General features: G+C 39.9%; 10 protein-coding genes. 8 read left to right on the top strand and 2 right to left on the bottom strand.

Translation table 11 applies throughout. From position 1 onward, the window contains the following. The 4 genes from hisF (at position 1) to HMPREF2607_RS06200 (ending at position 2,426) form a co-directional block, all read left to right on the top strand. On the top strand, positions 1–759 hold the full coding sequence (gene hisF / locus HMPREF2607_RS06215) for an imidazole glycerol phosphate synthase subunit HisF (protein ID WP_064520541.1): 759 nt from the start codon (positions 1–3) through the stop codon (positions 757–759). Continuing rightward, complete coding sequence (hisI, locus tag HMPREF2607_RS06210) at positions 756–1,094, top strand: phosphoribosyl-AMP cyclohydrolase (protein WP_014634297.1); 339 nt, start codon at positions 756–758, stop codon at positions 1,092–1,094. Before hisF ends, hisI begins: the two co-directional genes overlap by 4 nt. A gap of 8 nt (positions 1,095–1,102) precedes the next feature. Continuing rightward, positions 1,103–1,417: a phosphoribosyl-ATP diphosphatase gene (gene hisE / locus HMPREF2607_RS06205; protein WP_064520542.1), complete on the top strand. Its 315-nt coding sequence runs from the start codon at positions 1,103–1,105 to the stop codon at positions 1,415–1,417. Positions 1,418–1,766: 349 nt separating this feature from the next. Continuing rightward, complete coding sequence (locus tag HMPREF2607_RS06200; protein WP_070476362.1) at positions 1,767–2,426, top strand: hypothetical protein; 660 nt, start codon at positions 1,767–1,769, stop codon at positions 2,424–2,426. A gap of 135 nt (positions 2,427–2,561) precedes the next feature. Here the strand turns inward: HMPREF2607_RS06200 and HMPREF2607_RS06195 are convergent, their stop codons facing one another. Continuing rightward, positions 2,562–3,245 carry a DUF4956 domain-containing protein gene (locus HMPREF2607_RS06195; protein ID WP_064520544.1) on the bottom strand — a complete coding sequence of 228 codons (684 nt, stop codon included), beginning with the start codon at positions 3,243–3,245 and terminating at the stop codon, positions 2,562–2,564. Beyond that, complete coding sequence (locus HMPREF2607_RS06190; protein WP_064520545.1) at positions 3,238–4,017, bottom strand: polyphosphate polymerase domain-containing protein; 780 nt, start codon at positions 4,015–4,017, stop codon at positions 3,238–3,240. Before HMPREF2607_RS06190 ends, HMPREF2607_RS06195 begins: the two co-directional genes overlap by 8 nt. Positions 4,018–4,448: 431 nt before the next feature. Between HMPREF2607_RS06190 and HMPREF2607_RS06185 the strand changes: the two genes are divergently transcribed. The 4 genes from HMPREF2607_RS06185 to HMPREF2607_RS06170 all read left to right on the top strand — a co-directional run bounded on the left by HMPREF2607_RS06185 (position 4,449) and on the right by HMPREF2607_RS06170 (position 16,517). Beyond that, the gene (locus HMPREF2607_RS06185; protein WP_070476360.1) at positions 4,449–5,729 is read left to right on the top strand and encodes a carbohydrate-binding domain-containing protein; all 1,281 of its coding nucleotides are present in this window, start codon (positions 4,449–4,451) and stop codon (positions 5,727–5,729) included. Between the two features lie 33 nt (positions 5,730–5,762). Then, positions 5,763–6,785, top strand: a complete 1,023-nt coding sequence (locus HMPREF2607_RS06180; RefSeq protein WP_002884005.1) for a glycosyltransferase — start codon at positions 5,763–5,765, stop codon at positions 6,783–6,785. 273 nt (positions 6,786–7,058) lie between these two features. Next, a complete protein-coding gene (locus tag HMPREF2607_RS06175; RefSeq protein WP_070476358.1) occupies positions 7,059–11,534 on the top strand; it encodes a glycoside hydrolase family 70 protein in 4,476 nt (1,491 codons plus the stop codon). A 426-nt stretch (positions 11,535–11,960) separates the two neighbouring features. Continuing rightward, entirely contained in the window at positions 11,961–16,517 is a 4,557-nt protein-coding gene (locus HMPREF2607_RS06170) for a glycoside hydrolase family 70 protein (protein ID WP_070476356.1), read from the top strand. The last annotated feature ends 176 nt before the right edge of the window (positions 16,518–16,693 follow it).

The raw sequence follows: 16,693 nt of genomic DNA, 5'->3' as shown, positions 1-16,693 counted from the left end.
ATGCTTAAGAAACGTATTATTCCCTGTTTGGATGTCAAGGATGGCCGTGTCGTAAAGGGGGTTAATTTTGTGAATCTGACAGATGTTGGAGACCCTGTTGATTCTGCGCGTGCTTACTATGAGGCTGGTTGTGACGAACTTGTTTTCTTGGACATCACAGCTACTTCAGATAATCGTGAAACAACGGTTGACATGGTGCGTCGTGTTGCCAATCAGGTCTTTATTCCTTTCACGGTAGGTGGTGGTATCCGTTCAGTCGAAGACATGAACAAGATGCTCAAAGCCGGTGCTGACAAGGTTGCCGTCAATTCCTCAGCCCTTGCCAATCCACAACTAATCGCTGATTGTGCTCAAAAATTTGGAAATCAGTGTGTAGTGGCTGCGATTGATGCGAAAAAGATGGCTGATGGGAGCTGGCATGTCTTTGTGGCAGGTGGCCGTAAGGATACAGGTAGAGACCTCATCCAATGGGCTCAAGAAGTCGTCGCCTTGGGGGCTGGAGAGATTCTCTTAACTAGCATGGACAAGGATGGCACTAAGTCTGGTTTTGACTTGGAAATGCTCAATCGTGTGGCGGAGGTCGTTGATGTTCCGATTATTGCCTCTGGTGGCGCGGGAAATATCGAGGATATTGTAGAAGTCTTTGAAAAGACAACAGCGACGGGTGCTCTGGCAGCCTCTATCTTCCACTTTGGTGAGGTGAATATAGGCGAAACCAAACAAGTCTTGACAAATACAGGAATTGAGGTGAGACAATGACAGAGATTAAACTTGATTTTGACAAACAAGGCGGGCTGGTACCAGTCATTGTGACAGATTACAAGACGGGGCAGGTGCTCATGTTGGCCTATATGAATGAGCTGTCCTATCAGTTGACCCTTGAGACCAAACAAATGCATTACTGGAGCCGTTCTAGAAATGAGCTTTGGCATAAGGGAGCTACATCTGGTCATTTCCAACATGTCAAAAGCATCAAGACTGACTGTGATCAGGACACCTTGCTTATCGCCGTTGAACAAGAAGGAGCAGCCTGTCATACAGGAGCCTACAGCTGTTTCTTTACGGATATATATGATGACAATCAAGATAGATAGGAGTAGCTATGTTAGAAACACTTTATAAGGAAGCCTTAGATCGTAAAAAAAATCCCAAAGAAGGATCGTATACCAATTACCTTTTTGACAAGGGCCTAGACAAGATTCTTAAAAAGGTTGGTGAAGAAGCAACAGAAGTTGTGATTGGAGCAAAAAATGGTGATAAAGAAGAAATTGCCAACGAGACAGCAGACGTCCTCTATCACCTAGCAGTCATGCTCGTTGAAACAGGGGTCAGCCCTGAAGACGTAGAAGACGTACTTAAAGCACGTCAAGGCAAACAAAGCAATGTCCATGACCGAAAAGAAGTAACAGATTATTAAGGATTATCTCAACCGATTTGAACTAAGATGAAAAGCCTGAAGTGATGATTAATTTCAGGCTTTTTTTCTATGAGGAATTTTAATTATTTTGTTCCTCTAACTACCATGAGAAAGCGCTTTAAAATGCTATGATAGGAGTGAAGGAAGCTCGTTTTATTTGAAGGATTTGGTGTGCTTATTTATACAAATCATTGAGGAAAGGAAGGATGTACTATGAAGAAAAATACTCCTAATATTTTAAAGTTTTCTTACTTAGCTATTCTCCTCCTCTGTTCTATTCTTTTAGTTCGTTGCACAGTGCTACTTCCAATTACTTACTCAAAAGCCAGGGAAAAAAACGCAAAGAATCTTGGCTCATAATGGTTTTAAGGGAAAGGTCCAAGTTAAGCATATCGAAAAGGTGTTTCTAGATAGTGCAGGCATTTATGTCGATTATATCTATTCAGAGGAAACCTGCGATAATCAACCCATAATATTAGATGGAAAAATTACATTTCAACTGGACTGGACAGTTTATAGTGAAGAATATCTGACTCCTGGCCTTTACTCGGAAACCTATTTACAACAAAAATCTGTAAAAAAAGAAGAGCAAAAACTCTTTAAGGAGCTTAAAAAGCAATCTTTAGGCCTTGATATCGAAAATTTCTCTTTCAAAGATAATACACTGATAGATCAAGAGGCTTCTGATAATTTAGTGCGCATAGCCAAAGAAAACCGTAAAAATGGCAAGCATGATTTTTATGGCTATTATCAAATTCCTTATCAAACAATGATTGATGAACATATTGTTACTATGTCAATAAGAGTAAGTGATACAGAAAATACCAGTAAGAAAGATTTAGAAGAGGCCGCAACTAAACTGGATGCTAGCAAGCTTCCTAACGGAGAGTACGAATTTTATTATTTCACAACTGATAAAGAAAATTCCGCTTATTATGACAATTCCGGATATATTGGCTATACCTTTAACATACAAGATGGCAAGGTTGTCCAAGATGACGATGATTAGATGATACTTTGATTCCTGCGATAATCTCGCACTCCATACTGGCGGCATAGAGGTATAGGCTATAGCTAAGTGAAAATGTTAACCTCAAAGCATGCAAAAACATCTCCGAAAATCAGTTGGAGATGTTTTTTTGTCTTACAAATTCTTTTTCTTTTTAGCTTTTTTGGTTAGGGCAAGATCACAATTTTCAATGTTTGAAATCAGGTGATTAGTCAATTGGAAGTCGTCCACTTGGGGATTCAAGTCCACTTCGTAGACCAGTTGCATGGTCTCGCCTCCACCTGTGGTATTAAGGGAAATCAGGTCGCATTCACTGGTGAAATTGAGCAGGGCTTTAGTGATTTTTTGGTCAATCAAGTCTTGGTAAGGGACGTTAATGGTCAGGAGCCTACGACGTTGGTTGTCGGTACGACTTTGACGATTTTCCAAAAGAAGCCAAACAGCCAAAAGGAAGATGGTAAAGAGGACGGCTAGTAAGAGGTAGCCTGTCCCAGATGCCAGACCAATAATCATAGCCATAAAGACAGCAATCAGTTCTCTGGAACCACTAGTCGCTGAACGAAAACGAATGAGACTAAAGGTCCCTGCCACGGCAATAGAGGTTCCCAAACTACCATTGACAAGGAAGATAACTAGGGTCATCAAACATGGAAGTAGGGTCAAACTGATGACAAATTCTCTGGTGTAGAGGGTCCGGTATTTGTAAGTCCAGGTTAGGGCCAATCCTAAAACAAGGCTGACCAGTAAGGCCAGCATGAGTTGAAGGGGACTAGCGGTTGCGGTCGCATCATTAAAGATAGAATTGAAGAGATTAGACATAGGCGGCAGCTCCTTTTTCTTGTGCTGGACGTGGTCCGTAGTCTAGACCTTGAGATTTATGGTAGGCACAGCTGTATTTTGAGAATTTCTGCTCTTCCAAACCATGTTTATCTAAGATAGCTTGAAGCCAGTCTGGTTTTTGTCCAGGTGCCTTGATTTCCATGATTATCGTATCTTCATCTAGAAGGGGAAACCCATGATTTCCCTTAAAGAGACTGACGTCTTCATCACGGTAAGTCAAATTTTGGTCAAGGGTAACACGAACTTTATTGTAGGCATAGCCTTCGATAGTCTCTTTTACTTTCATCGAAAAACGGTCGTAGTAGATATACATACGAGGTTTAAGCCCCTCATCATATCGTTGACGTAAGTGGTGGATATCCTGTAATAGCTGGCGGTCAGTGATTTGACCATGATTCTTACCATCTGTCATCAAGTTAGTGATGGCAAGCGGTGTTGAAACGAGACGAAACTTATGACCGATTCCTTCATCATCTTTGGCTTTAACCTCTAAAAAGACCTTACTATCAATTTTGGGATTGGCTAGGTAGGTACGCATGCGGATTTTCTCTTGACGGTGATTACCATCTAGGGCATCTTGGATGACGTCAAAATTATCCGTATCAAAGTAAATATTTGAAATGGTAGATGTCGGATAATCATCCTCTACCAAATACTCCTTAAGATCAGTGAGCAGGTCCTCAAGATTTTCCTTTGAGACCACATATTTTGTTTCAATACGTTTAAAACGTGTTTCCAATTGTTTAACCATGAAAAAACTCCTTTTATAGATAAGATACAAAGCCGTAAAGCAACTCCCAGGAAAATAGGGGGACCAGTCGCTGGAGTTTATCTCCAAGCAGGGCCCATCTTTTTCCACCGAGTTGTAGGCGAGTTCAATTAGATAAGATACAAAGCCGTAAAGCAACTCCCAGGGAAATAGGGAATTTGTTGTAGGAACATCTATTTCCAAACAGTCGACTTATTGTTTTAATTCTTTTTTATAGTAGAAAAGTTGAGCGAAAATGTACTATTTTATAGCACTTACTTGCTCGCCTATTAGTCTATGGGATTTTTCTGAAAGTTTTCCTAAGATAAACTTTCACCAAACTTAACTTAAGATAAGTTTTAGTTAACCTTTAGAAATGTTTTAGCTAAGACCCGTAAACTGTAATCATCCAAACGAACCCGAGAGGAAAAAATATGAAATCAAAAAAACTAAAAAAATGGACGACTTTATTGACCTGTGCGACTGCCCTAACAGTCATGACAGCTTGTAGCCAATCAGGCAGTCAGTCAACTGGGACGACGTCAAGCACTACATCAAAAACAAGTGCTGTAACAGCAACGACCAGCAAGAAAACAAATAAGAACAACAGCAACTATTTTACTTCTAAAGATTCTGATACCTCTTATAATGAAAGTTCAGCTACTAAGATTAAGTTATCAGGCTCATCTGCGGATGTTTCAGGTGATGGTGCATCCCTATCAGGTTCAACTGTAACCATCTCCAAAGCTGGGACCTACGTCATTTCAGGAAAATCCGACGGTGTGCAAATCAAGGTAGACGCTGGTGATTCAGACGATGTCCATATTGTTTTGGATGGTGCTACCATGACAAATACAAATGCAGCAATCAATGCCACAAAAGCTGGTCATGTCTATCTGACACTTAAAGATGGCACTACAAACACACTTTCTGATTCAAGTTCTAATAGTGATGAAGATGCGGATGCTGTGATTTTCTCTAAAGGAGATTTGACCATTAACGGTTCAGGTACTCTAAACATTGATGCCAAGAAAAACAACGGTATTAAAGCCAATGACAGCCTTCATATGACTGGCGGTACCTATAAGATTTCCTCAGTCGGTGATGCCTTCAATGTCAATGATGAACTCAATATCACAGGAACAACTATGACTATTGAGGCTGAAGAAGATGCTGTTAAGGTTGATAATGATGACGACACCTCAGTAGGTACCATGTATCTGTCTGACAATACCATGACCATCAAAGCTGGTGATGACGGTATCCATACTTCTGGTGACCTTATTATTGATAGCGGTACTTACAAAGTTGAAAAATCAACCGAAGGTATCGAAGGTAAATCGGTGACTATTAATGGCGGAAATATCGATGTCTATGCGACAGATGACGGTATCAATGCGGCCAATGCTAATGCCAGTCAAAGTGAGGTTTTCTTCAAGATGACTGGTGGAACCCTAAATGTTGAGGTTGGCGAGGGCGATACAGACCCAATTGACTCTAACGGCGATATTATTGTATCGGGTGGAACGATCAATTTGACTGGTCAGTCTGGCTTTGACTTCGACGGTTCAGCGACCTATACCGGTGGTGACATTACTATCAATGGTGAAAAACAAACTAAGATTGAAAACTCAATGCCTGGCGGCGGTGGCCCTCAAGGTGACGGTGGTCCCCAAGGTGGTGGGCAACCAGGTGGCTTTGGCGGAGGTCACTAAAGAGTCATAGGATGAAACAGAAAGGAAGTGCCTATGTATATTATTATTCCAGCTTATGAACCAGACAAACGCCTGATTCAGGTGGTTCAAGATATTACCATAAAACTCCCTAAAGCCCGTATTATTGTTGTTAATGATGGGAGTGGCCCAGGCTATAACGACTATTACGACGAAACGGCTTTTATTGGAGCGACTGTCCTTACCCATCCTATCAATAAAGGAAAAGGAGCTGCTCTCAAAACTGCCTTTGCTCACATTCAAGAAGAAGTAGTCAGTCAGCACCTTTCGGCTCAACCTATTGTCACAGTTGACAGTGACGGTCAACATCTGATTAAAGATATTGTCCGTGTGGCCAAGGCAATCGAGGAAAATCCCAGTCATCTTGTTTTGGGTGCGCGTGCCTTTGTTGGTAAGGTGCCAGCACGTAGCCGCTTTGGAAATAAGGTGACTGCTGGACTCTTCCGTCTAGTAACTGGCCAAAAGGTGACAGATACTCAGACAGGGCTTCGAGGCATGTCAACCGACCTGATTCCATGGCTTCTTAATCTGGATGGCAATCGTTTTGAGTACGAGTTTAATATGTTGCTTGAAGCCAAAAAGTCAGGCCATCAAATCTCTGAAGTCCCTATTGAGACCGTTTATCTGGAGGAAAATAAAAGTTCGCACTTTCGCCCCATTCGTGATTCCATCCGTATTTACAGCCCTTTTTTAAAGTTCTCTGGCACGGCTGTTTTGGCCTCAGTCATTGATGCAACAGCCTTATTTGTGCTCTTTGCCTTGACGAAGAATCTGCTCCTTTCGGTCGTGCTAGCTCGTGTGATTTCGGCTTCCAGCCAGTGTCTACTGAACGCTAATGTGGTCTTTAATCCGACAAGCTCCCTCTTTAGATCGAGTGTTCGTTACTTTATGTTGGTCCTGGTCCTCCTGGCTTGTAACTATTTCTTACTTAGTAGTCTAGTTGCCATTGGTTTAGGCCTGGTTCTGGCAAAATTGGTTACAGAAACCTTGCTCTTTTTAGTCAGCTACAGGGTCCAACATAATGTGGTTTTTGCTTAATAGCTGACTTGAAAATCGCTAACTGATTGAATAGAGATAGTTTATTTACCTCTCAATTACCTCTAAAAATTTTCCTAAAAATATAGAAAAAACTACCGTTTTCGACATTCGGTAGTTTTTAATGATTGTCAAAATGTTTTTCAATTTACATTATGATTAAAAATTGAAATGACTTGATAAAGACTCGAAAAGGCTGAAAAAAATATGCTATAATGAAATTGTTTGAATTATGTAGATTTCATTCAAACTAGGAAAATGAAAAGAGGACCTAAAATGGGAAAAAAGGTACATTATAAGCTTCACAAAGTTAAGAAGCAGTGGGTGACGATTGCCGTCACTTCGGCAGCACTTGCCTCTATCGTAGGTGGCGCTACAGTTGCCAATCAAAAGGTTTCAGCTGATGAAACAACTCAACCAGTTGCCTCTACGACAGCTGAAAGCGATGTTGTCGTCGAAACGCATGAAGTAGCCGCTCCTGCAGCAACTGCTACGACAGATGCGACAGCAACAACAACTGACAAGGCTGCTGATACTGCAACAGTCGAAACCCCTGCGGCAGCAACCACTGCAGCAGATACAACTACTAATACCGCAACACCAGCAACAACTGATCGTGCAGCAGTAGCAAATGGTGCGACAACAGAAACACCAGCTGCAGCAGCGACAGATACAACGCTTACAGTAGCTGAAAAACCAAAATCTGGTGTTACTGAAAAAGAAGAAACAGCAGCACTCTCTTTGGACAACATCAAACAAGTTGATGGTAAATACTATTATGTCAAAGAAGATGGTTCATACAAAACAAACTTTGCTGTTTCAGTTAATGGCCAGTTGCTTTACTTCGGTAAAGATGGTGCTTTGACAAGCACATCAACACACTCGTTCACACCAGGTACAACTAATCTAGTTGATGCTTTCTCTTCACATAATCGTGCTTACGATTCTAAGAAAGAAAGCTTCGAGTTGGTAGATGGATACTTGACACCAAACAGCTGGTATCGTCCAGTCACTATTTTGGAAAATGGTGAAAAATGGCGTGTATCAACTGAGAAAGACTTTCGTCCACTTTTGATGGCATGGTGGCCTGATGTAGATACACAAGTTGCCTACCTCAATACTTTCTCTAAACACTTTAACCTTAACGCAACTTATTCAACCAGCCAAAGTCAATCTGAATTGAATGCAGCTGCTAAGACAATTCAAATTAAGATTGAACAAGAAATTTCAGCTAAAAAATCAACTGAATGGCTTCGTCAAGCAATTGAGTCTTTTGTAAAAGAACAAGACCAGTGGAATACTACAACTGAAAACTATACCCTTGCTGACCACCTTCAAGGGGGAGCTCTTCTTTATGTCAATAATGACAAGACACCTTGGGCAAATTCTGATTACCGTTTGCTTAACCGTACACCAAGTAACCAAGATGGTTCTCTAAATGGTACAGGAAGATACTTGGGTGGTTATGAATTCCTACTTGCCAATGACGTTGATAACTCAAATCCAGTTGTGCAAGCTGAGCAGTTGAACCAAATTCACTATCTTGTGAACTGGGGATCAATTGTTATGGGTGATAAGGATGCTAACTTTGATGGTATCCGTGTTGATGCAGTTGACAATGTCGATGCTGACCTTCTCCAAGTTTATACAAACTACTTCCGAGCAGCCTTTGGTGTGGATAAATCTGAAGCCAATGCACTCGCTCACATTTCTATCCTTGAAGCTTGGGATTTAAATGATAATGCTTATAATCAAAAACATGATGGTGCAGCCCTTGCCATGGATAATAACCTTCGTTATGCAATTATGGGTGCACTTTATGGATCGGGCTCTTCATTGAAAGATTTGATTACTAGCAGTTTGACAGACCGTACAAATAATAGTAAGTATGGAGATACACAAGCTAACTATATCTTTGCACGTGCTCATGATAACCTTGTTCAAGATATCATTCGTGATATTGTTCAAAAAGAGATCAATCCAAAATCAGATGGTTATACCATGACTGATGCTGAATTGAAACGTGCCTTTGAAATCTATAATGAAGATATGAAGAAGGCAGAAAAACGTTATACTATTAACAATATTCCAGCTGCCTATGCTTTGATTCTTCAAAATATGGAGCAGGTAACTCGTGTTTATTATGGAGATCTCTATACGGATAACGGCCAATATATGGCTACCAAGTCTCCTTACTACGATGCTATCACAACGCTCTTGAAGAACCGTATGAAATATGTTTCAGGTGGACAATCGATGAAAGTCGACACGTTCAATGGAAAAGAAATCTTGTCATCTGTTCGTTACGGTAAAGATATTATGACTGCTGACCAAACTACGGGTGTAGCAGAAACAAGTAAACATTCTGGTATGTTGACACTTATTGCCAATAATCAGGATTTCTCACTGGGTGATGGTACTTTGAAAGTTAACATGGGTAAACTTCATGCTAACCAAGCCTACCGTCCATTACTTCTTGGTACTGATAAGGGAATTGTCACTTACGAGAATGATGCAGCTGCAGCTGGAAAAATTAAATACACCGATGCTGAAGGGAACTTGACTTTCAGTGGAGATGAAATCAAGGGATATCGAACTGTTGATATGAGAGGTTATCTTGGTGTTTGGGTACCAGTAGGTGCGCCTGATAACCAAGATATCCGTGTTAAAGGTTCAGATAAGAAACTTGACAAGACATTTTCTGCTACTGAAGCATTGGACTCACAAGTTATCTATGAAGGTTTCTCAAACTTCCAAGATTTTGTTGAAAAAGATAGCCAATATACTAATAAATTGATTGCAGAAAATGCAGAACTCTTCAAGTCATGGGGAATCACATCATTCGAGATGGCTCCTCAATTTGTATCGGCTGATGACCGTACCTTCCTTGATTCTGTTATCCAAAATGGTTATGCCTTTACTGACCGATATGACCTTGCCATGAGCAAGAATAACAAATACGGTTCTAAAGAAGATCTTCGTGATGCACTTAAAGCCCTTCACAAGCAAGGTATTCAAGCAATTGCTGACTGGGTACCAGATCAACTTTACCAATTACCAGGACAAGAAGTTGTAACAGCAACACGTGCTAATAGTTATGGTACTCCAAAGGCCAATGCTTATATCAATAACACTTTATATGTTGCAAATTCTAAATCATCAGGTAAGGACTTCCAAGCTCAATATGGTGGTGAGTTCCTTGATGAGCTCCAAAAGAAATATCCACAGTTGTTTGAAGATGTGATGATATCAACTGGTAAGAAGATTGATCCATCTGTTAAAATCAAGCAATGGTCTGCTAAGTACATGAATGGTACTAATATCCTTGGTCGTGGTAGTCGTTATGTTCTCAGTAACGATGCTACTGGTCGCTACTATCAAGTTACTGATAATGGTATCTTCTTGCCAAAACCTTTGACAGATCAAGGTGGTAAGACAGGTTTCTACTATGATGGTAAGGGTATGGCCTACTTTGATAATAGTGGTTTCCAAGCTAAGAATGCCTTCATTAAATATGCTGGAAATTACTATTACTTCGATAAAGAAGGTTATATGTTAACTGGTCGTCAAGATGTCGATGGTAAGACTTATTTCTTCTTGCCAAACGGTATCCAGCTTCGTGATTCTATTTATCAACAGGATGGTAAATATTATTACTTTGGTAGCTTTGGTGAGCAGTACAAAGATGGTTACTTTGTATTCGATGTATCGAAAGAAGGTACTTCAGAAACAGAAGCTAAATTCCGTTATTTCTCACCAACTGGAGAAATGGCTGTTGGCTTGACTCATGCTGGTGGAGGATTGCAATACTTTGATGAAAATGGCTTCCAAGCTAAAGGTACTAAGTATGTTACTCCAGACGGAAAACTCTACTTCTTCGATAAAAATTCAGGTAATGCCTACACAAATCGTTGGGCTGAAATCGATGGTATCTGGTATGAATTCAATGATCAAGGCTATGCACAAGCTAAGAAGGGTGAATTCTACACAACAGATGGCTCAACATGGTTCTACCGTGATGCAGCTGGTAAAAATGTGACAGGTGCCCTTACTTTGGATGGTCACGAATACTACTTCCGTGCAAATGGTGCCCAAGTTAAAGGTGAATTTGTTACTGAAAATGGCAAGATTAGCTACTACACTGTAGATAATGGTTACAAGGTTAAAGACAAGTTCTTCGAAGTAAACGGCAAGTGGTACCATGCTGATAAGGATGGTAACCTCGCCACAGGTCGTCAAACAATTGACCACCTTAACTATTACTTCAATGCTGATGGAAGCCAAGTCAAATCTGATTTCTTCACTCTTGATGGTGGTAAGACATGGTACTATGCCAAAGATAATGGTGAAATCGTGACAGGTGCCTATAGCATTGGCGGTAAAAACTATTACTTCAAAGAAGATGGTAGCCAAGTTAAAGGTGACTTTGTTAAGAATGCTGATGGTTCACTTTCTTACTATGATAAAGATTCAGGGGAGCGTCTCAATAACCGTTTCTTGACAACTGGTAACAATGTTTGGTACTACTTCAAAGATGGTAAGGCTGTAACAGGACGCCAAAATATCGATGGTAAAGAGTATTACTTTGATCATTTGGGACGTCAAGTTAAAGGTAGCCCAATCAGCACACCAAAAGGAGTGGAATACTACGAATCAGTTCTTGGAGAACGTGTGACAAACACATGGATCACTTTCCAAGACGGTAAGACTGTCTTCTTCGATGAAAATGGTTATGCTGATTTTGATAAATAATCAATCAATCTAATCTTAATCTGAGAGATTAAGTGAAAAACGATATGATTTGACATGAATTTATAGGTGAAATTTCTTGAAAACGAGAATCGTTTAAAGAAATTTTGCCTTTTTTTGCTCCTTAAAGAAAAAAATCTGACAAATATCAATTTTGAATCAGAATCGTTGTAAAAGCCATTGTATCAAGGGTTTTAGTGGTTTTTATAGAAAATAGTTTTACTTATCAAATGATATGAAAATGAGAATTGAAAGCCTATGAAATAGGTGTGTTACAAAACTTTTCTAATGTTGCTGTTATGTTACATATAATTTATAAAAAAACAATTAATTCGAGAAATAGTTAGAAAATAATGATATAATGTAATTGTTTGAAATCGGATAGATTTCAGTCTGATTTTGACAAATAAAATCACGGGGAAAATTATAATGGAAAATAAGGTACACTATAAGCTTCATAAAGTTAAGAAGCAATGGGTCACAATTGCAGTTGCCTCTGCAGCACTTGCTACTGTCGTAGGAGGATTGTCTGCAACAACATCTTCAGTTTCAGCGGATGAAACTCAAGATAAGATAGTAACTCAACCAAATTTAGATACAACAGCCGATTTAGTTACTTCTACAGAAGCAACCAAAGAAGTCGATAAACGTACAAATACAAAAGAAGCAGATATTTTAACACCTGCTAAAGAAACAAATGCTGTCGAAACAGCAACTACAACGAACACACAACCAACAGCTGAAGCAGCTACAACAGCAACAACTGCTGATGTAGCAGTGGCAGCTGTTCCAAATAAAGAAGCAGTTGTGACAACAGATGCACCAGCTGTTACAACTGAAAAAGCAGAAGAACAACCAGCTACAGTTAAGGCTGAAGTTGTAAACACTGAAGTTAAAGCGCCAGAAGCTGCTTTAAAAGATTCAGAGGTTGAGGCAGCTCTCTCTTTGAATAACATCAAAAACATTGATGGTAAATATTACTACGTTAATGAAGATGGTTCACACAAAGAAAACTTTGCCATTACTGTAAAAGGTCAATTGCTTTACTTCGGTAAAGATGGTGCCCTTACAAGCTCATCAACATACTCTTTCACACCAGGAACAACAAATATTGTTGATGGTTTCTCAATAAATAACCGTGCCTACGATTCATCTGAAGCTAGCTTTGAATTGATTGATGGTTATTTGACTGCAGATAGCTGGTACCGTCCAGCTTCTATCATCAAAGATGGTGTAACTTGGCAAGCATCAACGGCAGAAGATTTCCGTCCACTTTTGATGGCTTGGTGGCCAAATGTAGATACTCAAGTTAACTACTTGAACTACATGTCTAAAGTCTTCAATTTGGATGCTAAATATTCAAGTACAGATAAGCAAGAAACTTTGAATGTTGCTGCTAAGGATATCCAAGTTAAGATTGAACAAAAGATTCAGGCTGAAAAATCAACACAATGGTTGCGTGAAACTATCTCTGCCTTTGTTAAGACACAACCACAATGGAACAAAGAAACTGAAAACTACTCTAAAGGTGGCGGCGAAGATCACCTTCAAGGTGGTGCCCTTCTTTATGTAAATGATTCACGTACACCATGGGCGAACTCTAATTATCGTCTTTTGAACCGTACAGCAACTAACCAGACTGGTACAATTGACAAATCGGTTCTTGATGAGCAATCAGATCCAAACCACATGGGTGGTTTCGACTTCTTGCTTGCTAATGACGTAGATTTATCAAACCCAGTTGTTCAAGCGGAACAATTGAACCAAATTCACTACCTTATGAACTGGGGTTCAATCGTTATGGGTGACAAGGATGCTAACTTCGATGGTATCCGTGTCGACGCGGTAGATAATGTCAATGCAGACATGCTTCAACTCTACACAAACTACTTCCGTGAGTACTATGGTGTTAACAAATCTGAAGCAAACGCTCTTGCCCACATCTCAGTCCTTGAAGCGTGGAGTCTTAATGACAACCACTACAATGACAAGACAGATGGTGATGCGCTTGCCATGGAAAACAAACAACGTTTGGCTCTCCTCTTCTCATTGGCTAAACCAATCAAAGAACGTACACCAGCTGTAAGTCCTTTGTATAACAATACTTTCAACACGACACAACGTGATGTTAAGACTGATTGGATTAACAAAGATGGAAGTAAGGCCTATAACGAAGACGGAACAGTTAAACAGTCTACAATCGGTAAATACAACGAGAAATACGGAGATGCGTCAGGAAACTACGTCTTTATCCGAGCCCATGATAACAACGTTCAAGATATTATTGCTGAAATCATCAAGAAAGAAATCAATCCAAAATCAGATGGTTTCACAATCACTGATGCTGAAATGAAGAAAGCCTTTGAGATTTATAACAAAGACATGCTCAGCAGCGACAAAAAATATACCTTGAACAACATCCCAGCAGCATACGCTGTTATGTTGCAAAACATGGAAACAATCACTCGTGTCTACTATGGAGACCTTTATACAGATAATGGTAATTACATGGAAACTAAGTCTCCATATTACGATACCATTGTTAACTTGATGAAGAATCGTATCAAGTATGTATCTGGTGGACAAGCTCAACGTTCATACTGGTTGCCAACTGATGGTAAGATGGACAATTCAGATGTTGAACTCTACCGTACAAATGAAGTCTATGCTTCAGTACGTTATGGTAAAGACATCATGACAGCTGATGATACAGAAGGTTCTAAATACAGCCGTACATCTGGTCAGGTAACACTTGTAGCTAACAATCCAAAATTGACTTTGGATCAATCAGCTAAATTAAACGTTGAAATGGGTAAAATCCATGCCAACCAAAAATACCGTGCTTTGATTGTTGGTACAGCTGATGGTATCAAGAACTTTACATCTGATGCAGATGCAATCGCAGCAGGTTACGTGAAAGAAACAGACAGCAACGGTGTCTTGACTTTCGGTGCGAATGACATTAAGGGTTATGAAACATTTGATATGTCTGGTTTCGTAGCAGTTTGGGTTCCAGTTGGAGCTTCAGATGATCAAGATATTCGAGTAGCGCCTTCAACAGAAGCTAAAAAAGAAGGAGAGTTGACTCTTAAAGCGACTGAAGCTTATGATTCACAATTGATCTACGAAGGATTCTCTAACTTCCAAACTATTCCAGATGGTTCAGATCCTTCAGTTTATACTAACCGTAAGATTGCTGAAAATGTTGATTTGTTCAAGTCATGGGGCGTAACATCATTTGAAATGGCACCTCAATTTGTATCTGCTGATGATGGTACTTTCCTTGACTCAGTTATCCAAAATGGTTATGCCTTTGCAGACCGTTACGATCTTGCCATGAGTAAGAACAATAAATACGGTTCTAAAGAAGATTTACGAGATGCGCTTAAAGCACTTCACAAGGCTGGTATCCAAGCGATCGCTGACTGGGTTCCAGACCAAATTTACCAATTGCCAGGTAAAGAAGTCGTAACTGCAACTCGTACTGATGGTGCAGGACGTACGATTGCGGATGCTATCATTGATCACTCGCTTTATGTAGCTAATACTAAGTCATCAGGTAAAGATTACCAAGCTAAATACGGTGGTGAATTCTTGGCTGAGCTTAAAGCTAAATACCCTGAAATGTTCAAGGTAAACATGATCTCAACTGGTAAACCAATTGATGATTCTGTTAAATTGAAACAATGGAAGGCTGAATACTTCAACGGAACAAACGTTCTTGAACGTGGTGTTGGCTATGTACTTAGCGATGAAGCAACTGGTAAATACTTCACAGTCACTAAAGATGGTAACTTCATTCCTCTTCAATTGACAGGCAATGAAAAGGTTGTTACTGGATTCTCAAATGACGGTAAAGGAATTACTTACTTCGGTACAAGTGGTACTCAAGCTAAGTCTGCCTTTGTAACCTTCAATGGTAATACTTATTACTTTGATGCGCGTGGTCACATGGTTACCAATGGTGAATATTCACCAAATGGTAAAGACGTTTATCGTTTCTTGCCAAATGGTATCATGTTGAGCAATGCCTTCTACGTTGATGCTAATGGTAATACATACCTTTATAACTCTAAAGGTCAAATGTACAAGGGTGGTTACACTAAATTTGACGTTACTGAAACTGATAAAGACGGTAAAGAGTCTAAGGTTGTGAAATTCCGTTACTTCACTAATGAAGGTGTCATGGCCAAAGGTGTTACGGTTATTGATGGCTTCACACAATACTTTGGAGAAGACGGTTTCCAAGCTAAAGATAAGTTAGTAACCTTTAAAGGTAAAACTTATTACTTTGACGCACACACTGGTAATGCTATCAAGAATACTTGGAGAAATATCGATGGTAAGTGGTACCACTTTGATGCAAACGGTGTTGCTGCTACAGGTGCCCAAGTGATTAACGGCCAAAAACTTTACTTTAATGAAGATGGAAGTCAAGTTAAAGGCGGCGTTGTTAAGAATGCAGACGGTACATATAGCAAGTACAAAGACGGTTCTGGAGAGCTAGTGACTAACGAATTCTTCACAACTGATGGCAATGTTTGGTACTATGCAGGCGCTAACGGTAAGACTGTTACTGGTGCCCAAGTTATCAATGGACAACACCTCTACTTTAATGCAGACGGAAGCCAAGTTAAGGGTGGTGTTGTTAAGAATGCAGATGGTACTTATAGCAAGTACGATGCTGCAACAGGTGAGCGCTTGACTAATGAGTTCTTCACAACAGGAGACAACAATTGGTACTATATCGGTGCTAATGGTAAGTCAGTGACTGGTGAAGTTAAAATTGGTGACGATACTTATTACTTTGCTAAAGATGGTAAACAAGTAAAAGGGCAAACAGTAAGTGCTGGCAATGGTCGAATCAGCTATTACTATGGTGATAGTGGTAAGAGAGCTGTCAGCACATGGGTAGAAATCCAGCCAGGAGTTTACGTTTACTTTGATAAGAATGGTCTTGCTTACCCACCTAGAGTGTTAAACTAATAGAATAAAATAAAAAGGAGAACTTCGGTTCTCTTTTTTCATGTCTATTTTATATCAGGAAAACCTTTTGGACTTTTTGTCAACTGTAGTGGGTGACGAAAAGCTAACATCTAGAGAGGACCTGATAGGTCTTCTCTTTTTGTATGTTCAGAGTGATGAAAACACGCTTCCTAAAG

Origin of the sequence: Streptococcus sp. HMSC078H03, from assembly GCF_001808655.1 — a bacterium.
GTDB lineage: Bacteria > Bacillota > Bacilli > Lactobacillales > Streptococcaceae > Streptococcus > Streptococcus salivarius_G.
The sequence above is the reverse complement of the archived record's forward strand: the minus strand, read 5'-3'. Positions and strand labels throughout refer to the sequence as shown.

What these genes read in the sequence shown, in the direction of transcription:
- HMPREF2607_RS06190 (WP_064520545.1), bottom strand. Translation starts at nt 4,017, where the DNA reads ATGGTTAAACAATTGGAAACACGTTTTAAACGTATTGAAACAAAATAT.
- hisI (WP_014634297.1), top strand. Translation starts at nt 756, where the DNA reads ATGACAGAGATTAAACTTGATTTTGACAAACAAGGCGGGCTGGTACCA.
- HMPREF2607_RS06180 (WP_002884005.1), top strand. Translation starts at nt 5,763, where the DNA reads ATGTATATTATTATTCCAGCTTATGAACCAGACAAACGCCTGATTCAG.
- hisE (WP_064520542.1), top strand. Translation starts at nt 1,103, where the DNA reads ATGTTAGAAACACTTTATAAGGAAGCCTTAGATCGTAAAAAAAATCCC.
- HMPREF2607_RS06170 (WP_070476356.1), top strand. Translation starts at nt 11,961, where the DNA reads ATGGAAAATAAGGTACACTATAAGCTTCATAAAGTTAAGAAGCAATGG.
- HMPREF2607_RS06185 (WP_070476360.1), top strand. Translation starts at nt 4,449, where the DNA reads ATGAAATCAAAAAAACTAAAAAAATGGACGACTTTATTGACCTGTGCG.
- HMPREF2607_RS06195 (WP_064520544.1), bottom strand. Translation starts at nt 3,245, where the DNA reads ATGTCTAATCTCTTCAATTCTATCTTTAATGATGCGACCGCAACCGCT.
- hisF (WP_064520541.1), top strand. Translation starts at nt 1, where the DNA reads ATGCTTAAGAAACGTATTATTCCCTGTTTGGATGTCAAGGATGGCCGT.
- HMPREF2607_RS06175 (WP_070476358.1), top strand. Translation starts at nt 7,059, where the DNA reads ATGGGAAAAAAGGTACATTATAAGCTTCACAAAGTTAAGAAGCAGTGG.